General features: G+C 60.3%; 19 protein-coding genes, 1 tRNA gene and 1 pseudogene. 6 read left to right on the forward strand and 15 right to left on the reverse strand.

Annotation, left to right across the window (positions count from 1 at the left end; all coding sequences use genetic code 11):
* Nucleotides 1–463: 463 nt before the first annotated feature.
* Nucleotides 464–1474 carry a polyprenyl synthetase family protein gene (locus CV013_RS06935; RefSeq protein ID WP_102154493.1) on the reverse strand — a complete coding sequence of 337 codons (1011 nt, stop codon included), beginning with the start codon at nt 1472–1474 and terminating at the stop codon, nt 464–466.
* Nucleotides 1475–1541: 67 nt separating this feature from the next.
* Between CV013_RS06935 and CV013_RS06940 the strand changes: the two genes are divergently transcribed.
* Nucleotides 1542–1865: a chorismate mutase gene (locus tag CV013_RS06940; RefSeq protein ID WP_102154494.1), complete on the forward strand. Its 324-nt coding sequence runs from the start codon at nt 1542–1544 to the stop codon at nt 1863–1865.
* A gap of 88 nt (nt 1866–1953) precedes the next feature.
* On the opposite strand, the gene CV013_RS06945 is transcribed toward CV013_RS06940, so the two are convergent.
* From CV013_RS06945 to CV013_RS06970, 5 genes are all read right to left on the reverse strand, one after another.
* Nucleotides 1954–2775, reverse strand: coding sequence for an SEL1-like repeat protein (locus CV013_RS06945; RefSeq protein ID WP_123639925.1), 822 nt, complete (start codon nt 2773–2775; stop codon nt 1954–1956).
* Between the two features lie 512 nt (nt 2776–3287).
* Nucleotides 3288–4772: a sensor histidine kinase gene (locus CV013_RS06955; protein ID WP_102154497.1), complete on the reverse strand. Its 1485-nt coding sequence runs from the start codon at nt 4770–4772 to the stop codon at nt 3288–3290.
* Entirely contained in the window at nt 4705–5382 is a 678-nt protein-coding gene (locus CV013_RS06960; RefSeq protein WP_102154498.1) for a response regulator transcription factor, read from the reverse strand. The genes CV013_RS06955 and CV013_RS06960 overlap by 68 nt, the downstream gene beginning before the upstream one ends.
* A gap of 94 nt (nt 5383–5476) precedes the next feature.
* Nucleotides 5477–5782 (reverse strand): PepSY domain-containing protein, encoded by a 306-nt coding sequence (locus tag CV013_RS06965; RefSeq protein WP_102154499.1) that lies wholly within the window; start codon nt 5780–5782, stop codon nt 5477–5479.
* Between the two features lie 123 nt (nt 5783–5905).
* A complete protein-coding gene (locus CV013_RS06970) occupies nt 5906–6631 on the reverse strand; it encodes an SIMPL domain-containing protein (protein WP_102154500.1) in 726 nt (241 codons plus the stop codon).
* 99 nt (nt 6632–6730) lie between these two features.
* Between CV013_RS06970 and CV013_RS06975 the strand changes: the two genes are divergently transcribed.
* The gene (locus CV013_RS06975; RefSeq protein ID WP_102154501.1) at nt 6731–8545 is read left to right on the forward strand and encodes an ABC-F family ATP-binding cassette domain-containing protein; all 1815 of its coding nucleotides are present in this window, start codon (nt 6731–6733) and stop codon (nt 8543–8545) included.
* Between the two features lie 40 nt (nt 8546–8585).
* Here CV013_RS06975 and CV013_RS06980 read toward each other — a convergent pair whose 3' ends face one another.
* Entirely contained in the window at nt 8586–8888 is a 303-nt protein-coding gene (locus tag CV013_RS06980) for a TM2 domain-containing protein (RefSeq protein ID WP_102154502.1), read from the reverse strand.
* A 75-nt stretch (nt 8889–8963) separates the two neighbouring features.
* On the reverse strand, nt 8964–9440 hold the full coding sequence (locus tag CV013_RS06985) for a DUF6456 domain-containing protein (protein ID WP_102154503.1): 477 nt from the start codon (nt 9438–9440) through the stop codon (nt 8964–8966).
* An 86-nt stretch (nt 9441–9526) separates the two neighbouring features.
* Here CV013_RS06985 and CV013_RS06990 point away from each other — a divergent pair, with 86 nt between their 5' ends.
* On the forward strand, nt 9527–10099 hold the full coding sequence (locus CV013_RS06990; RefSeq protein WP_102154504.1) for a helix-turn-helix domain-containing protein: 573 nt from the start codon (nt 9527–9529) through the stop codon (nt 10097–10099).
* Nucleotides 10096–11298 carry a glycosyltransferase gene (locus CV013_RS06995; protein ID WP_102154505.1) on the forward strand — a complete coding sequence of 401 codons (1203 nt, stop codon included), beginning with the start codon at nt 10096–10098 and terminating at the stop codon, nt 11296–11298. The genes CV013_RS06990 and CV013_RS06995 overlap by 4 nt, the downstream gene beginning before the upstream one ends.
* A gap of 303 nt (nt 11299–11601) precedes the next feature.
* Here the strand turns inward: CV013_RS06995 and secF are convergent, their stop codons facing one another.
* From secF to yajC, 3 genes are read right to left on the reverse strand one after another with little or no spacing between them, the layout of a single operon-like run.
* Entirely contained in the window at nt 11602–12585 is a 984-nt protein-coding gene (gene secF / locus CV013_RS07000; protein ID WP_102154506.1) for a protein translocase subunit SecF, read from the reverse strand.
* Between the two features lie 16 nt (nt 12586–12601).
* Nucleotides 12602–14188, reverse strand: coding sequence for a protein translocase subunit SecD (gene secD, locus CV013_RS07005; protein WP_102154507.1), 1587 nt, complete (start codon nt 14186–14188; stop codon nt 12602–12604).
* A gap of 18 nt (nt 14189–14206) precedes the next feature.
* Nucleotides 14207–14527: a preprotein translocase subunit YajC gene (gene yajC / locus CV013_RS07010; protein ID WP_102154508.1), complete on the reverse strand. Its 321-nt coding sequence runs from the start codon at nt 14525–14527 to the stop codon at nt 14207–14209.
* 217 nt (nt 14528–14744) lie between these two features.
* Here yajC and CV013_RS07015 point away from each other — a divergent pair.
* A tRNA-Pro gene (locus CV013_RS07015) sits at nt 14745–14821 on the forward strand.
* 27 nt (nt 14822–14848) lie between these two features.
* Here CV013_RS07015 and CV013_RS15670 read toward each other — a convergent pair.
* From CV013_RS15670 to CV013_RS07030, 3 genes are all read right to left on the reverse strand, one after another.
* Nucleotides 14849–15055, reverse strand: a complete 207-nt coding sequence (locus CV013_RS15670; RefSeq protein WP_198591830.1) for a hypothetical protein — start codon at nt 15053–15055, stop codon at nt 14849–14851.
* A gap of 201 nt (nt 15056–15256) precedes the next feature.
* Nucleotides 15257–15472, reverse strand: a complete 216-nt coding sequence (locus tag CV013_RS07025) for a hypothetical protein (RefSeq protein WP_123639923.1) — start codon at nt 15470–15472, stop codon at nt 15257–15259.
* On the reverse strand, nt 15447–15851 hold the full coding sequence (locus tag CV013_RS07030) for an Arm DNA-binding domain-containing protein (RefSeq protein ID WP_123639922.1): 405 nt from the start codon (nt 15849–15851) through the stop codon (nt 15447–15449). The genes CV013_RS07025 and CV013_RS07030 overlap by 26 nt, the downstream gene beginning before the upstream one ends.
* Nucleotides 15852–16311: 460 nt before the next feature.
* On the opposite strand from CV013_RS07030, the pseudogene CV013_RS07035 reads away from it, so the two are divergent.
* Nucleotides 16312–17109 (forward strand): annotated as a pseudogene (locus CV013_RS07035) (IS3 family transposase); the annotation flags it as partial.
* A gap of 302 nt (nt 17110–17411) precedes the next feature.
* On the opposite strand, the gene CV013_RS07045 reads toward CV013_RS07035, so the two are convergent.
* A partial coding sequence (locus CV013_RS07045) for an RHS repeat-associated core domain-containing protein (protein ID WP_232806565.1) occupies nt 17412–18029 on the reverse strand: 618 nt, incomplete at its 5' end.

An 18029-nucleotide genomic window follows, 5' to 3' on the forward strand; every position in this document is an offset into this window, starting at 1 on the left:
TTTCTGTAAACGTCAAATTAAAAGGAGGCGAATGTCGCGCAAATCTGGCTTCTTCAGTAGCGAACCGCCCAACACATTTTCATATTATCTTTAATTGTGTGATGCAAGAAGTAGGATTGTCCAGATCTTGAGCGGCAGCCCGATATCACAGGCGACAAGGGCTATGACCCCGACACTATCCGCGCTGACCGCATAGACAGGACGAGCAATGCCGCCGCTGCGGGCAGACCACACGCCACGTGACAATTGATTATGGCCGGATATTCTACCGGCAGCGCGAACACCCAGCACAACACACATCAATACGATACCGGCATTGCTTGATTTGGAGCGCTTCCGCCCCACCCTCGCGCATCACACACGACAGACCATCCAGCCTTGTCCTGCGATCCGGCGTAACCGCCCGCCGTTTAGCGGGGCTTTCAGCGGTTCGGGCTTGCCGGTTCGCTTAAATGGGAAGCCCTCAATACCCTCGCGCGACGGCGAATTGGGCGGCTTCGGCCATTGCGGCGCGGGCGCGGTTTTCGGGGAAGATCGACAGGGCATCGATGGCGCGCTGCGCGAAATGGCGGGCGCGTTCGCGGGTGTCGGCCACGGCATCGTATCGGGCGATCAGGGCCACCGCCTCTTCCAGCGCGTCGTCGCCTTCGCGTTGCCCGCTGATCGCTGCTTTCCAGAACTTGCGTTCGGCATCGGTGCCGCGGGCATAGGCGAGGATCACCGGCAGGGTCATCTTGCCTTCGCGGAAATCGTCGCCCCGATCCTTGCCCATCGTGGCGGCATCGGAATCGTAATCGATGGCATCGTCCACCAGCTGAAACGCGATGCCCAGATTGCGGCCATAGTCATCCAGCGCCTGTTCCTTCGCATCGTCGCATTCGGCCACGACCGCGGCGATGCGGCTGGCGGCGGCGAACAGCGCGGCAGTTTTCGCGCCGATAATCGCCAGATAGCGTTCCTCGCTCGTTTCGATCTGGCGCTGCGCGGTGAGCTGATCGACCTCGCCCTCGGCAATGATCGCGCTGGCGCCGGAGAGGATTTTCAGCACTTTCAGGCTGCCGTCTTCCACCATCAGTTCGAACGCGCGGCTGAACAGGAAATCGCCCACCAGCACAGTGGCCGGATTGCCAAAGATGATGTTGGCCGCCGCCTTGCCCCGGCGCAGGTCGCTGCCGTCCACCACATCGTCGTGCAGCAGCGTGGCGGTGTGGATGAATTCGACCGATGCGGCCAGCTTGTGATGGCGATTGCCCTGATATCCCACCAGTTCCGCCCCGGCGAGCGTCAGCATCGGGCGCAGACGCTTGCCGCCGCCCGAAATCAGGTGCCCGGCCAGCGCGGGGATCAGGGGAATCTTGCTCTGCATCCGTTCGAGGATGACGGAATTGACCGCATTCATACCCGGCGTGGTCAGTGCCAGCATCGGTGCCAGCGAGGCGTCGGGACGCGGTAACGGAACGATCTCGGCGCTCATGGCGCCCCCATGCGTTGCACAGGCCCGCTTGGCAAGCGCGGAATCGCCGCTATCGTGCGCCGCGACTATGACCGATGCAACTTCACAACCAACGCCCGCGCCCACCCCGGCGCCCGATGCCACTCTGGCCGCGTACCGCAAATCGATCGACAATTTCGATGCCGCGCTGATTCACATTCTGGCCGAACGGTTTCGGATCACGCAGGCAGTGGGCGCTTACAAGGCGCAGCACGCCCTGCCCCCCGCCGATCCGGGGCGGGAAGATGCGCAGATCGCCCGCCTGCGCGCGCTGGCCGAAGACGCCCAGCTCGACCCCGAATTCAGCGAGAAATTCCTCCGCTTCATCATCGACGAAGTGATTCGCCACCACGAACGCGCGCGCGAGGGGTGATGGATGGGGTTGGCCAGTGGCGGCCGACTGTCCGCCTCTCTGGCAACAAAAAAATAACTAGCCGCCGTTCAACCCAGCAGTTTCCTGGTTATTCGACATAGTCCGCGGCGAGACGGAACATACGCACGACACTCAGGCGAAACGACTGGCGCGCGTCATACTCTTCGACAGAAGCCAGACGGGGCATGTCTTCGCACCTTGCCCGAAACTGCACCGTTTTTGCATCTTCGGCGCAGCGCGCAAGCCAGTTTGCCGACCGCTTCACCGCCCGCTGGTGTATCGCCTGCGCCCGATTGCATTGCGCTGGCATGTTGTCGCTGCACCCCATCGCAAAGGCGAGATAGGCGATATATTCGGGGCGCCAGTCCTCCTCGGGCACCCCCGCTGCATCCGCATCGGGAACATTGTTGCCAAGCAGTTCGCATCCGTTCCCATCGATAAACGGCTCGCCGCGCGGAAAGCATGCTTTCGCGAAATAACTGAATGCCCGATCGGGCCGGGGCGCCACCGACAGGCCCTTCTGATAGATGATGCCGAGATATTTACAGGCATATGGGGCGATGCCGACATCTGTCGATTCACACACCCGCTCCATCTTCTGCTTCGATTTGCCGTAATCGCGCAGCTTCGCATTCAGAAAATAGATTTTGCCCGCTTCATAGCAGCCGCCCACCTGAAAGCCCGCGGCGCAAGACGCGTCATATGCAGCAAGAGCGGCCTCAGCATTTCCACGTTCTTCCGCCCTGACGCCAGCTCGCCAGCAACTGTCGACATTCGCGTCCTTCGTGCACGGAGAGAGAGGCTGCACAGTCCTCAGCGCTTTGTCACTTTTCGTCGGCTGCGCGTCAGCGGGCCCCGAAACCACCGCCAGACCCATCACCATAATCAAGGCCGCCCAAATCGACCGCATGCCATTCTCCCAGTTGCGACAGGCGCACAGATATCGGCGCGCTTTCACCAGACATTCCGTGCGACCGCGCCAACAGAAAGTTTCCCATATACGCGTTGAGCCGCGCAAACACGCCCATATAAAAACGCGATGGCGATTTCCATTTCCAGATGAATCGCCGGGGTATGTAAAGCGGCCTCTCTCTGATTTAGGATCGGGCCCCAAATCACCGCTGCAGTTGCACCGGCCGTTCCCGTCGATCCGGTCGCAGTTGAATATCCTCTGTGCAAATGGACCTGATGGCAGGCATCTGCCACCATCCTGACGGTACTTTCGAATGTTGGCCTAAGTGTCGGATCGCTGGATGAGCGGACTCCGGGCCGCTGAACGCGCAAGCGACGCATTGCCTTGCTGCCAGCCATTGGGCCGCGTCCTGCGCCGCCTCGCGCTATTCAGGCGATACCCGCCCGATATGCAGAAACGGTTTTCAGAAGCCGATCCCCGCAACCGGGGACTGAACCATCCTCACCCCTTCACGACGCACGTGGCAGAGCAAGCTGCACCAGCAGGCCGCCCAGATCGGCGCTTTCGCCCAGTGTGACTTTGCCGCCGTAAATCGCCACTACGTCGCGCACGATGGCGAGGCCCAGCCCGGTGCCCGGTTTATCGGTGTCGAGCCGCGCGCCTCGACCGAATATGCGCGAGCGGTCGGCTTCGGGAATGCCGGCGCCGTCGTCTTCCACCCAGATGGTGCACAGCTTCTTGTCGGCTGGCTCTGCATCGACTGTCACGAACACACTGCCACCGCCGTATTTCGCGGCATTTTCCACCAGATTGCCGAGCAGTTCGTCCAGATCCTGCCGCTCGATCGCCACTGTCGCCGCGCGGTTGCCCGCCAGATCGAAGCGGACATCGGGATATAGCCGCTCCACCGCGCGCTGCACCGCTGCCGCGCTTTCGTGCACCGGGGTATGCGCGTGGCCCACCGCGCGCCGCCCCACTGCGCGGGCGCGGGCAAGGTGGTGATCGACATGGCGGCGCATCGTGCCGGATTCGCGGATCACGGTATCGGCCAGATCGGGCGCCTTGGCCGTGGCGGCATTGTTGATGACAGTGAGCGGCGTTTTCAGCGCATGCGCCAGATTGCCCGCATGGGTGCGCGCCTCTTCCGCCTGCTTTTCCGAATGGGCGAGCAAAGCGTTCAGCTCATCCACCAGCGGCTGAACCTCCAGCGGCAGCGGATCGGTCACGCGGTTGGTGCCGGTGGTTCGCATATGCTGGATCGCCAGTCGCACCCGCCGCAGCGGATTGAGCCCGTACCAGATCTGCATAGCCGCCATCATAATCAGGCCGAGGCCGAGGATTACGAAACTCCAGATCAGGATAGAGCGGATCTTGGCCAGTTGCGCGTCCACCTCACCGCGGCTGGCGGCGACAGCGAACCACCACTTCGTCTTGCTGCCCGGCAACACGACAGAGCGTTCGGCAATCCGCAGCGGTTCGCCTTCGAACTGGTCGGAATTGTAGATGTGAATGTTGGTGTCGGTATAGCTGGTATCGACCTTCAGCGTGCGATCCCACAGGCTGCGGCTGGGATAGGCCTCGTGCCCCTTACCGCTGATCTGCCAGTACAGCCCGCTGTTGGGTTCCATAAACCGCTGATCGCCGAGCGGGCGGCTGAAATAGACTTCGCCCAGATTGTCGATCTCGGTCGATGCAATCATCGCGGTCAGCATATAATTGAGCTGATCGTCGAAGTTCTTTTCGACCATGTCGGTCAGCGTGCGATCGAGCGCGAAGCCACCGCCCAGCAGCAGGATGGTGATCCACCCTGCCGCGATCAGCATCATCCGGGTCGCCAGACTGCCGGTGTGGCGTTTGTACACGCCAGTGGCCGCCGGTGCGCCGACCGCCGCGTCTCCCGTTACGCTGTCCGCCGTTGGCGGAGCGTCAGGCGCGCGGCTGGTCTGCGGGATCGTCGAGGCTGTAGCCGAGTCCACGGATCGTCGTGATGACATCTGCACCCAGTTTCTTGCGGATGCGGGTAACGAAAACCTCGATCGTATTCGAATCGCGGTCGAAATCCTGATCGTAGATATGTTCGATCAATTCGGTGCGGCTGACCACCTTGCCCTTGTGATGCATGAGGTAGCTGAGCAACTTGTATTCCTGCGCGGTCAGCTTGACCGGCTCGCCCGCCAGAGTGACCCGGCCCGAACGGGTATCGAGCCGCACCTGCCCGGCGGTCAGTTCCGAACTGGTATTGCCACTCGCCCGGCGGATCAGTGCGCGCAGGCGGGCGATCAGTTCTTCGGTCTGGAATGGCTTGGCCAGATAATCGTCGGCCCCGGCATCGAGCCCGGCGACCTTATCCGACCATGAATCGCGCGCGGTCAGCACCAGCACGGGGAAATCGCGCCCTTCCTTGCGCCACATGCCCAGCACGGTCAGCCCGTCGATCTCCGGCAGGCCCAGATCGAGCACGACCGCGTCGTAATCCTCCGTCGAACCGAGAAAGTGGCCATCTTCCCCGTCGGTCGAAAGGTCCACGGCATAGCCGTTTTGTTCAAGGGTCGATTTAAGCTGCTGGCCGAGTGTCGGTTCGTCCTCGACGATCAGGATACGCATATCTGGCTTGTCCCCGGTAAAATCATGCCACGGATGTGGGCTATCGGCGTCAACGCGTCAACTCGATGGGGTTTCCCACTGTCCGCTATCCTGTTCACCGCGAGCGGTTCAGCACACGCCCCGTGCGCGCATCGACATCGACGAACACCACGTGGCCATCCCTGATGAACTTCAGGCGATAGGCCAGCGCCGTCGAATCGTAGGAGAAACCCAGATATTCGTATCCGCGCATCTGCGGCAGAATGCGCGCCTCTATATCGCGCGACCGCATGATATTGCCGGCCCGCATTTCCTTGCGCGCGGCTCCCTGATCGGTTCGCTGGGCAATGGCAGGCGCCCCCGTTGCGACAAGAGCAAGCAAGGCGACTGCGGAGAGACAGGCAGATACGATCGGTTTCATGGTGCCTAACTGCCTGCCACAGAGCCATTGAACAAGGTGTGAATGTCAGCCTGCCCGATGGTTCAGGCATCGAAGCGATGCGGGTACAGGCGAGCCAAGGCCTGCCTGCACCCGATTGCCCTGTTATCGTGTCATCTCAAAGCTGGCCGATACCGTTACCGATGTGCCGACAAGGCCGGGCTCGACCGGTGTCGGAGATCCCGATGCATCCTGAGCAACCGCCATCTCTTTCATCATCGGCATCGGGCGATTGTTCATTACCGCCTCGCCCACCTGCAGCAACCGAACACCGGAATAGCCGGCCCACTGGGCATATTCCTGCGCCTGCTTCTGTAATTCAGCGAAAGCCGCCTTGCGCGCCTGCGCCTTGGCAGCGGCATCGTCTTCAATCGAAAAATCCGGTCCGCTGATATCGTTGGCCCCGGCTGCGACCAGCGCATCGAGCACCGGCCCGGCGCGCTTCACATCGCGCAACGTCACATTGACGCGGTTCGACGCGCGATAGCCTTTGAACACCTGCTGACGTTTGACCTGATCGTAATCGTAATCGGCATTCAGTCCGATGCCCGCCGTCTGGATATCTTTGGCATCGATGCCCAGCGACTTGATCCGTTTGACGACTGCATCCATCGCCGTGGCATTCGCCTGCATCGCGGCGACAGCGGTCGGCGCGTTGCTGTTCACACCAGCGCCGATCTGCACGATGTCGGGCTTTGACTGAACGGATTTGGTGACGGACAGGTCGACCACCGGCCCTTGTGCCTGCACTTGCACATCGGCAGCGCTGGCCTGCGAAGCAACGGCGGCGGCACCCAATGCCATTGCGGCGGGAAGCAACATGCGATTCATCGATAATTCTCCTTTTCCCTCTCTCTCCTGCACATTGGGGATTACGCGCCAGTGAACCGGCTTGTTCCGCACCCTTCGCACCGCTAGTGCGCGCAGCATATGGCATTACCTCCGATTTTGAGCTGGGAAGGGCTCGGGCTGCAACAGGGCGGCCGCTGGCTGTTCGGTGGCCCCGGCACCGATGGGATCGATCTGCACATCGGCCCGCGCGACCGGCTGGCGCTGATCGGCCGCAATGGCGCAGGCAAGACCACGCTGTTCCGCCTGATCGACAACCGGATCGAAGCCGACCGCGGCATTCGCAAGGTCAAACCCGGCACCCGCGTGGTGATGCTGGAGCAGGAACCGGACTTTACCGGCTGCGACACGCTGATGGATTTCGCGCTGCGCGGCGAACATCCGCCCGCACAATACGAAGTGGAAGCGATTGCCGGGCAACTTGGCATCGATATGACGACCGCTTCGGCTGGGGCCAGCGGAGGCGAACGGCGGCGCGCCGCCATCGCCCGCGCGCTGGCACAGGAGCCAGACGTTCTGCTGATGGACGAGCCAACCAACCACCTCGACCTGGCCGCGATCGACTGGCTGGAAGACTGGCTGAGCCGGTACAAGGGCGCATTCATGGTCATCAGCCACGACCGTACTTTTCTGAAACGCCTGACCACCGCGACTCTGTGGCTCGACCGCGGATCGATGCGACGCAAGGATGTCGGCTTCGGCGGGTACGAGGCGTGGGAAGAACAGGTCTATGCCGAAGAGGCGCGCGCTGCCGAACGGATGGACGCCCGGCTCAAGATAGAGGCGCACTGGCTCGAACGCGGGGTGACCGCGCGGCGCAAGCGCAATCAGGGGCGGCTGGAAAAACTGTGGCAGATGCGCGCTGCCCGTGCAGCGATGATCAACCCGCAGGGCACTGCCAAACTGCAACTGGCCAACGAAACCGAATTCAAAAGCAAGTCGGTGATCGTGGCCGACAAGATCAGCAAGACATACGGCGATCGCAAAGTGATCCGCGATTTCTCGCTGCGGATTCAGCGCGGGGACCGGATCGGCGTGGTCGGGTCCAACGGCGCTGGCAAGACTACGCTGCTCAAGCTGCTGACCGGCGAAATCGCGCCCGACAGCGGCACGGTGGAAATTTCCCCCAAGCTTGCCGGCGTGATGATCGATCAGCAACGCAGCCTGATGGAGCCGGACCGGACCGTGCGGCAGGTGCTGGCCGAAGGCGGCGACTGGATCGACGTGGGCGACACCCGCAAACACGTGCAGGGCTATCTCAAGGAATTCCTGTTCGATCCGGCTATCGTCGATGCGAAAGTCGGCACTCTATCGGGCGGGGAACGCAGCCGTCTGTTGCTGGCCCGCGAATTCGCCCGCAAATCCAACCTGCTGGTGCTGGACGAGCCGACCAACGACCTCGATCTCGAGACGCTCGATCTGCTGCAGGAAGTGATTGCGGACTACGATGGCACCGTGCTGATTGTCAGCCACGACCGCGACTTTCTGGATCGCACCGTCACCATCACGCTGGGGCTGGATGGCACCGGCTATGTCGATGTCGTTGCCGGTGGCTATGAAGACTGGGAAGCCAAGCGGACGCGCAAAATGTCCAAACCGGCGAAAGCATCGGGCACCCAGCGAAGTGCGGATAGCCCCGCACCCGCACCCGCACCGCAGAGGGACAGCAAGAAGCTATCCTACAAGGATCAGCGCGACTACGAGATCCTGCCCGATCGGATCGAAGAGCTCGAACGTGCCATCGCCCGCGGCGAAGAAATCCTCTCCGACCCGGAGCTGTATGCGATAGACCCGCAGCGCTTCGCCAATATATCACAAGGGCTGGAAAACGCCCGTGCGGAAAAGGATGCAGCCGAAGAACGCTGGCTGATGCTGGCCGAACAGGTCGAGGGATAAGGGCCGGAAGCGGTTCGGCCTTCCCCCTCAGGGCAGGCGATCAGTCGAACGAGAAGCTATCGGCAATCGCCATGTTCTTTTCGCGCACCATGCCGGGAATCAGGAAGAGATCGACCAGCACCCAGATTCCCAACGGGATCCAGGCGAGAAACACCGTCACCCAACCCAAAAACCACAGTACCAATTGAGCCACAGCGGTGCCGGTTGCACCGAGATAGAACCGGTGAGCGCCAAGCCCGCCAAATACGATGCACAAGAGATAGGCGACACCTGCCGATTTCTTGTTCGCATCGTAAACCATTTGCGCGCGCGCACTCGCCAGCGCAGCCCGTTCATCCGTCATAACCTTGCCCCCTAATCCAAAGTCGCATTCAGGAATGCCAAACATTTTGTTAAAATCAAGTATTCGCTGACACTTTCAGCAAATGCGATAATATTCCGCTACTCGGTCCAGCGCGATTTTCAGCACCAGTTTGCCGCTGCGCGCGGGCCATTGCAGCGCCTTTTCCGCCGCCTGCACGGTTTCCCCGGCGCAGACCACTCGCCACAACACGTCCGCCAGATCGCTGCCAGCATGTGCCAACGCGCCATCGAAGCGTTGCTTTGCCGCCAGTTGTCGTTCGCCCGGTGTCAGTTCGCTGCCGCCGCCGCTCTGTTTGATCCGCACCGGCTCCCAGCGCATGGTTACGCGCGGGGCCAGTTGTGCGCGTTCGTAATCGGCGCGCAACCGTTCGCCGGCATCGAACAGGCGATCGTTCAGGTATCCGTGGGTATAAAGCCAGCCAAGCGGGCTTTCCGCGAGGTTCACCGTCACAGTACGCCGCTTGCCCGTCACTCCGGGTCTGCGAGCGGGGCCCGCACTGGTCAGTTCACGTTCTGCGAGTTCGCGGCGCATGACATTCTCCTTTTACACTGGGCGAGCCCCTTGCCAAAACGGATTGCTTGTAGGAAAGAGTGAACCGATTTGGTTAGGAACGCGCAGTGATCAATCGTATCCGTACTATCCGCAGGCAGAAGGGTATGACTCTGGCCGATCTGGCAGAGGCGTGCGTGCCGCCCACCACTCCGCAAACCGTGGGGCGGCTCGAAACCGGCACCCGCAACCTCTCGCTCAAATGGATGGATCGGATCGCGGCGGCGCTGGGTGTCGATCCCGAAACGCTTGTCCGTTCGGAAGCCAATGCACGGGCACAAGTCGTGGCCACGCTTGTCAGCGATGGGGCCGAGGCTCTGACTGCCCCACGCGACGCGCTGATGCCCACTGAGATCGGCGGGGATGCCATCCGCGTGGTGCTGACCATTGAAACGAGCGCGGGTGAGTATCGTGCGGGCGACCAGCTCTGGCTGCGCCAGATACCCGTCGGCGAAACCGCGCAGGCGATCAACCGCGACGTGCTTGTCCCGCGCAAAGGCGGGCGGTTCGCATTCGGCCGACTGATCGACCAGCGCGGATCGCTGGTGGGAATCCTGCCGGTCGGCATCGGCCAGAAGCAGATCGTCGTGGACGATCCCGCATGGATTGCTGTCGCGGAAATGCTGGTGCGCCCGTTATGACCACGCCTCCGCCCCGCCGCGTGCTGTCGCTTTCCACGCTCTACCCCAATGCCGCCAATCGCCGTTTCGGCACGTTCGTCGCGCGCAGTCTGGAGGCGCTTGCCCGTCGCTCTGAGTGGAGCGTGACCGTCATCAATCCCATCGGTGTGCCGCCGATTGCCTTTGGGCGATACAAAGCCTTGCAGGCGGCGGCGGTCGATGCAGTGGAAAATGGCGTTGCGGTGCACCGCCCTAGCTTCCCGCTGATCCCGCGACTGGGCGGACCGATCAACCCCCGTCTGATCGCCCGCGCGGTGCTGCCGCTGGCACGGCGGCTTCATGCGGAGACTCCGTTCGATCTGGTCGATGCCCAGTTTTTCTATCCCGATGGTCCCGCCGCCGCGCGGATCGCAGCTGCGCTTGGCTTGCCGCTGTCCATCAAGGCGCGCGGCGCGGACATCCATCACTGGGGCGCACGGCCCTCTGCCCGGCGGCAAATGTTGGCGGCCGGGCGGCAAGCGGCGGGAATGCTCTCGGTATGCAGTCCCTTGGCAGACGATATGGCGGCCATCGGCTTGCCGCGTGACAAGATTGCCCTGCACTACACCGGACTGGATCGGGACCGGTTTCGTCCTTTGCAACACACAGGGTTGCGCGCGCAGGTGGCGGAGGAGCTTGGCATCGCTATCCCGGCCAAAGCACCATTGCTCGTGTCCGTCGGCGCACTGATCCCGCGTAAGGGGCAGGCGATAACGATAGAAGCATTGTCTGAATTGCCAGACGATACCGTGCTGCTACTCGTCGGCAAGGGGGAGGATGAGGCCGCATTGCGCTCGCTCGCTGCCGAACGCGGTGTGGCGGAACGGGTCCATTTCCTTGGCTTGCTCGACCACGATCTGCTGCCGCTGGTGCTATCCGCCGCCGATGCGATGGTGCTGCCTTCCGCCAGCGAAGGACTGGCGAACGCATGGGTGGAGGCGCTGGCCTGCGGCACACCGCTGGTCATCACCGATGCAGGCGGCGCGCGCGAAGTCGTTACCGGGCCGGATGCGGGCCTCATCGTCGAACGAAACCCCACCGCGATCGCCACCGGGGTAAAGGCCCTGCTAGCCGCCCCACCCTCACGATCCGCAACCGCCGCGATGGCATACCGCTTCAGTTGGGAAGCGAACGGTGCAGCGCTGGGCGAATACTACGAGCGACTGATCGGCGCGCGCTGACCTGATATTCGGTCAAATAGCCGCGATCCCCATCTGGGAGAAGGTTCGCCACATCATTCATGACCGTGGAATTGGAGGCTGGATGACGGATGCGGAGTGCCGATATACCTGGCGCCATCCTTTGCATGCCTTCGTGATTGCGAGGAGCGAAGCGACGCGGCAATCCATGAACCGTGCTTTGTCTCCATCACAACCGCGGTAACGGGCGGGACCGCCGCGCCATGTGTTGGCCCACTACGTAAGGAAAAACGGCGCTGCCCCGGACCTGAGCCGTCCGGGGCAGCGTATTTTGGTTAGACTGCCTTAAGGCATACTCGCTTCGCGAGCGAGCCGGTCCTGCTTGTCTGCGGCGGTCTCGGTTGGCACGAAGCTGTCCGATTTTACACCCAACCAGATCAGAATCGGCGCGGCCATGTAGATCGAGCTATACGTACCGATGAAGATACCCAGCGTAATCGCAGCGGCGAGGCCGAACAGGCTGGCCGGGCCAAAGATCAGCAACGGGATCAGCGCGATCAGCAGCGTCAGCGATGTCATCACTGTACGCGCAAGCGTTTCGTTGACCGAAAGATCGAGCAGTTCAGGCAGCGGCATCTTGCGATACTTCTTCAGGTTTTCACGGATGCGGTCGTACACCACGATCGTATCGTTAAGCGAATACCCGATGATCGTCAGAATCGCCGCCACAATATTGAGATCGAACTCCATATGCGTGATCGCGAAGAAGCCCAGGGTCAGCGACACGTCGTGGAACAGCGCGAACAGCGCACCTACCCCGAATTGCCATTCGAACCGAATCCATATGTAGACCGAAATCGCCAGCATTGCGAAGCTGAGTGCCATCAGCCCCTTGCTGAATAGCTCGCTGGAGACTTTTCCCGATACCGAATCGATACCATCGATGCGGATATTAGGATGAGCCGCCTTCAGCGTTGCGACGATTTTCGCTGTCATCGTATTGGCGAGATCGGGCTTCTCATCCGCACCTTCGGGCAGTTTTACTCGGATCGCCGCTTCGTTCGAGCCGCCGTATCCCTGAATGATCGGATCGCCATAACCGAGCGCAGAAATCTCGCTCCGCATCTTGGCAACCGGCACAGTCTGTTCGCCAACGAATGTGACGCGGATCATCTGGCCGCCGACGAAATCGACCCCCAGATTAAGCCCGTTGGTCAGCACGAGGCCCCAACTTGCCAGGATCAGCAAGACGCTGACGACGTAAAACGGCAAGCGCCAGCGCAGGAAACGAATGTTCGTGTTATCGGGGACGAGCTTGAGAAGTTTCATGGCGTTCGCTCCCCTATCAAATGTGGATGTCGCTGGGGCGTGTGCGGCGCAACCAGCCGGCGGCCCACATGCGGGTAATGGTGACAGCAGTGAACATCGTGGTGATCACGCCGATAACGAGGACGACTGCAAAACCTTTCACCGGCCCTTGTCCAAACAGGAACAGCAGGGTCGCGGCAATCACGTTGGTGATATTGGCGTCGTAAATGGCGCGGCTCGCTTCCTTGTATCCGGTTTCGACCGCCTGCAACACACGCCGGCCGCGTCTGCGTTCTTCACGAATACGCTCGTTAATCAGCACGTTGGCGTCGACCGCAGCGCCGATGGTCAACACAAAGCCAGCCAGGCCCGGCAATGTCAGCGTGGCGTTCATCACTGCCATGATCCCCAGGATCATCAGGACGTTCAGTACCAGCGCGCAATTGGCATAGAAACCGAAACGGCCATACGTCACGAGCATAAACAGCAGGACCAGTCCGGTGCCGACGCCCATCGCAATCAGCCCGCGTTCGATCGAATCCTTGCCCAGTTCCGGGTTGACGGTGCGCTGTTCGATCACCTTCAGATCAACCGGCAACGCACCCGAACGCAGCGCAATCGCAAGCTGATTGGCCGATTCAACAGTAAACCCACCGGAAATCGAAGCTGTGCCACCGCGGATCGGTTCGTTGATGTTGGGTGCCGAAAGCACCTTCCCATCCAGAATGATCGCGAACGGCTTGTTGACGTTCTGCGTCGTCAGACGGGCAAACTTGTCCGCGCCTTGCTGATCGAACGTAATGTTGACCACTGGCTGATTGGTCTGCTGTTCGAAACCCTGCTGCGCGTTAACGAGGTTGTCGCCCTTGATCCCGCCGAGGCGGCGCACGGCAATTTTCTGCCCGCCTTCGGCATAAGGCAGGATCTCGCTACCAGCAGGGGCGCGACCGGCCTGCACATCAGCAGGCAGCGCATCCAGATCGACCAGCTTGAATTCCAGCTTGGCGGTCTTGCCGATCAGCTCTTTCAGTGCTTCGGGGTTCTGCTGACCCGGCGCCTGCACCACAATACGGTCGACATCCTGACGGATAATTGTCGGCTCCAGAGTGCCGATGGCGTTGATGCGGCGATCAATCACGTCTTTCGCGCTGTCCATCGCCTGATCGAGCGCCGTATCGAGCCCTTCTTTGGTTGGGGTCAGTACAATACGGGTTTCGTCGACAACCGACAGCGTCCATTCGCGAGTCATGCCAGTGCCGTTGATCATTGGCATCAGCAGTTCGCGGGCGCGATCGACGTCGCTCGCGCTCTCCACCATGAAGCTCAGCTTGTCGCCAGCGGTCGAAACATCGCCAATACGAATCGCCGGACTCGCCTTCCGCATTTCGGTGCGGACGGTTTCTTCCATCGATTCAAGTTTCTGCTGAGTGATCTGCCGCGGATCGGCTTCCAGCAGAATCTGGCTTCCCCCGGCCAGATCGAGCCCAAGGTTCACCTTCGGGTCGGGCAAGCTGGCAGGCCATTGCTGGCCGGCCAGTGACACCACAGTGGGAAGCGATACAATGGCAACGGCCAGTACCAGTCCCCAGAGCCAGATCTTTTTCCAGCGCGGAAAATCGAGCATATGCAGGAATGCCTTCGCTTAGTCGTTCGCCGCCGAGCCACCCGGCGGAACGATATCGCCGATAGTGCTCTTCACCGCTTTTACCTTCACGCCCTGCGCGATTTCGATATCGGCATAGTGCTCATCCACTCGCACAACTTTACCGACCAGACCACCGGCTGTGACGACCTGATCGCCTTTCTTGATACCGGCGATTTTCTCGCGATGTTCCTTCTGCTGGCGCATCTGCGGACGGATCAGCAGGAACCAGAAAATCGCGATCATGCCGACAATCGGCAGCCAGCTCATCCAGACAGGCGGCGAACCGGCTGCAGAGGCGGCGGCAAGTAAATGAAGCATCGTGTTTTGGGCCTGTCGTAATTACGGTGGCGAGAGATATAGGTCCGGTAAGGCACCCCGCAAGCAGAACGCCTTACCATTGCGTCGCGCGCTAGCAGCATTGCCAGACAAGGGCAATCGACACCGCTCCGATGCGCGCCGCCACACAACAAACAAATGATACCAAGCCACCTTGCCACATCGTACACGCCCCCCTATAGGCGCGCCTCCACTGGTACGGGACGTAGCGCAGCCTGGTAGCGCACCATACTGGGGGTGTGGGGGTCGCTGGTTCGAATCCAGTCGTCCCGACCAGTGGTATCCCTTAAATTTTTGAAGCATTTAAACGCACGGCCTATGCCAAGCGTTTTGGTTTACGCGGCAGCCGCAATGGCCGAGCAGCGCGCCACAATTGCGATCGGTTTCTACCGTCTGTCCATCGACCACCAGCGTTCCGCCCGCTTCGTCGAACAGTGTCTGGCCAAAGCGCCACCGACTGAATTTGCTGCCCCCCATCGCCATAGGCTCAGGCTCTGTTACTGACGCCATTGAGGCGTCCAGATGGCGAACATACCGGACCAAACTGCCCGCCAGGAAGATTATCTGCCGTTCCATGGACAGTTTGGGTTGGGATGGAATCCATTTGGACATCCCGCAAAGGTTTGACCAAAATGGCCCATCGCGGCGCCAAAAGGTCTTGAAATATTGGCCTATTACTGCCTCCTTCTCCTTGCGCCGAGCTATTTTGCTTCAAACCTCGATGGTGCCAGTAATGGGTCCTGAACCTAGCCCCCATGCGGCTGTCGAAGTGACCAGGCGGTAAAGCGCAGAAAGAGAGCCATCGGCCTTGTACTGCGTGTAGAACAGGTAGCCCCCGGCATTGAGTGCCGCATAGTGCAACCTGTTCAATTCGTCGCGGTTATAGTTGACGAGGTTGCCGTCAGGGAACTGCAAGCTTGCGCTCACCGCGTCTCATCACGTCCATGTAGATCGTGTGCGCTTTCTCCACGGTGAGGCTTTCCCGCACTTTTTCCACACGTATAGCCTCGCGCGAGGCCTTGCCGCGCTCGATGGCCTGGTTAAGCTCGTTCGCCCACTCGCGGGCCATCGGGATCGTGTAGGCGGGATAGGTTCCGAGCGTGAGAGTTACGATCGCGCCGGACCTGGCTATCCGGCGTCGATAGCGCCAGGTTCTTTTCCCGGTGGCGCTGACAATGACACAAAGTCCCGCAACGAGCGGGTCCGAACACCTGCCGGAATTGAGCATATCCAGGCTTGAAGCACTGAAATTGTGGGCTTTTCCTATGGCTACCTCGATCGACACAAGGCGATCAAACGGTGTCACAAATCATGACACAAGAAGCGTCCAAAACTGGCTAAATCTGTCCAGATTGGTCCAGGTGCCCACCCGGCTCTTTGTGCGAATTGCGACTGTCTCACCACCTCATAATCGGCGGAAAACCGCCAAAAATTCGTGATTCAACGTCGATTCTCAGTCATTGAAAATGGTAGCGGAGGAGGGATCCACCAACTTCAATTAACGCGCTGATATACGGAACTTTTTTAATTAGGCTAGCCCAAAATACCCCCTGCAATACCCCCATCTTGGCACCTTTGCGATGAGTGGAAATTTGATCGCGGCAAACCGTTTCACCTACCCCGATCAACGGGCATTCACCCCCTAAGTTTGGCGTATATCGCGAGCAGCGGAGCTCGCACTCACGACACCTGAGAACCAATCCAGTGGCCTGCTGCCGGTTTGGTGGACACCGAGATAGGATGTTTCCACCTATCGGAGGTCCACAATGCAACGAAGGAAGTTCAGCCGCGAGTTCAAGCTTGAGGCGGTGAGGTTGGTACGCGAGCGCGGTGTGGCGGTAGCCCAGGCTGCTCGCGATCTGGATGTGCACGAGAACGTGCTGCGCAAATGGGTGAAGGGACTTGCCGCCGATCCGGGGCATGCCTTTCCGGGGCACGGCCAGATGAAGCCGGAGCAGTTGGAGATTGATCGTCTCCGTCGCGAAGTGGCCAAGTTCAAGGCGGAGCGCGACATCCTAAAAAAAGCCGCCGCCTACTTCGCGAAGGACTCGATATGAGGTTTGCCTTCATCGCGAAGCACCGAGGGATCTGGCCGGTGGCATGGGCTCGGTGTCTCGCGAAGCGGCTTCCATGCCTGGCTCACCCGGGCGCCGTCGCAGCGTGCCCGCGACGACGAGGTGATCGGTGCGAAGGTCCGTGCCAGCCATGTAGGAAGTTATCGCACCTATGGTGCCCGCCGTGTCTGGCACGACCTGCTTGCCGAAGGCATCTCCTGCGGCCTGCACCGGGTCGAACGGCTTATGCGGGTGCAGGGGCTGCGGGCTCGTCCTCGGCGTCGCGGGCTACCCAAGGATCAAGGCGAACGCTCGGTCATCGCCGGCAACGTGCTCGATCGCCAGTTCACGGCCGACAGGCCCAACCAGAAGTGGGTGGCGGACTTCACTTACATCTGGACTGCCGAGGGGTCGTTTTACGTAGCCGCCGTCATCGACCTGTTCTCGCGTCGGGTGGTCGGCTGGTCGATGAGCGACACCATGACGGCCCAGCTCGTCACCGACGCGCTGGGGCGACGCGATGGAGCGCAGGTCGGGGCGGTCGATGTGAGTATATTGTCACAAGAACTTTTATAGGAGCTTGGCGACCCCCGCACCTACAAGCCACGAGATCGCCGCAATAGACACTGCAATAAAAAAAACAGTTACTACAGTCTTTGATACAAGACCCGATTTGTAAAATAAAAAGACGAAAGCCAATCCTACCTCAATGACGTATGCGGTGAGGGGAATCCACCTTCCGAAAAAAAGAGCAAGCCCTACATTAACTAAAGCAGAGCAGGCGATCCAGAGCACTATAAATACACTGCTCATTATCTGCACCCATCAATCGACGGCTGACAAAATGCTTCTGACGGCACGGGCTTGTCTAAGCCGGGCGTGGGCATTGACGGATTAAGTTGTGACGATTCACCCCCCAACCTGTTGATCAAGCCACCCACGAAAGAGTTCGAGTTATAGTCCGATCCGTTGGCGCTGGGACTTAAGCTATAATCATATGCCCCGTTGTCAAAACTCTGAGCCACCCCAATCATTCGATTGATCAGATTGTTTTCTGTATCCCCTTGGCCAGGTGTAATCGATCTGACAGTATAGCTTTCGCCAGAAAGCGTTTTTCCTACATCGGTTTCCCGGTTCATACCTTGAACTAGTGGGCCGAAGATGTTGGAATCGGAATCTGGTCCAGCGCCGATGGTCGCGAAGACCGTTCCATTCGAATCCACTTGGAAACGATCGTCGTTCCGGAAAGCGTCTTGGTCGTTTGGCACGATCACGATCTTAAGATGATACGAGCCAGACCGGTAGGGGCCAACAGTGACCTCGTGCATAGCCACCTCAATCTTCTCACCAGTGTAGTCAATTAGATTCACCGGATCGTTTGCGACGTATGCGTATAGGTTTACCTGATCCTCATACCCGACAGGGTCGGT

Origin of the sequence: Tsuneonella flava, from assembly GCF_002870965.1 — a bacterium.
Taxonomy (GTDB): Bacteria; Pseudomonadota; Alphaproteobacteria; order Sphingomonadales; family Sphingomonadaceae; genus Tsuneonella; species Tsuneonella flava.

Bases quoted from the DNA above. Each gene is read 5' to 3' on its own strand.
- CV013_RS06935 (WP_102154493.1), bottom strand. From the start codon at position 1,474: ATGAGCGCCGAGATCGTTCCGTTACCGCGTCCCGACGCCTCGCTGGCA.
- CV013_RS06940 (WP_102154494.1), top strand. From the start codon at position 1,542: ATGACCGATGCAACTTCACAACCAACGCCCGCGCCCACCCCGGCGCCC.
- CV013_RS06945 (WP_123639925.1), bottom strand. From the start codon at position 2,775: ATGCGGTCGATTTGGGCGGCCTTGATTATGGTGATGGGTCTGGCGGTG.
- CV013_RS06955 (WP_102154497.1), bottom strand. From the start codon at position 4,772: ATGTCATCACGACGATCCGTGGACTCGGCTACAGCCTCGACGATCCCG.
- CV013_RS06960 (WP_102154498.1), bottom strand. From the start codon at position 5,382: ATGCGTATCCTGATCGTCGAGGACGAACCGACACTCGGCCAGCAGCTT.
- CV013_RS06965 (WP_102154499.1), bottom strand. From the start codon at position 5,782: ATGAAACCGATCGTATCTGCCTGTCTCTCCGCAGTCGCCTTGCTTGCT.
- CV013_RS06970 (WP_102154500.1), bottom strand. From the start codon at position 6,631: ATGAATCGCATGTTGCTTCCCGCCGCAATGGCATTGGGTGCCGCCGCC.
- CV013_RS06975 (WP_102154501.1), top strand. From the start codon at position 6,731: ATGGCATTACCTCCGATTTTGAGCTGGGAAGGGCTCGGGCTGCAACAG.
- CV013_RS06980 (WP_102154502.1), bottom strand. From the start codon at position 8,888: ATGACGGATGAACGGGCTGCGCTGGCGAGTGCGCGCGCGCAAATGGTT.
- CV013_RS06985 (WP_102154503.1), bottom strand. From the start codon at position 9,440: ATGCGCCGCGAACTCGCAGAACGTGAACTGACCAGTGCGGGCCCCGCT.
- CV013_RS06995 (WP_102154505.1), top strand. From the start codon at position 10,096: ATGACCACGCCTCCGCCCCGCCGCGTGCTGTCGCTTTCCACGCTCTAC.
- secF (WP_102154506.1), bottom strand. From the start codon at position 12,585: ATGAAACTTCTCAAGCTCGTCCCCGATAACACGAACATTCGTTTCCTG.
- secD (WP_102154507.1), bottom strand. From the start codon at position 14,188: ATGCTCGATTTTCCGCGCTGGAAAAAGATCTGGCTCTGGGGACTGGTA.
- yajC (WP_102154508.1), bottom strand. From the start codon at position 14,527: ATGCTTCATTTACTTGCCGCCGCCTCTGCAGCCGGTTCGCCGCCTGTC.
- CV013_RS15670 (WP_198591830.1), bottom strand. From the start codon at position 15,055: ATGGCGTCAGTAACAGAGCCTGAGCCTATGGCGATGGGGGGCAGCAAA.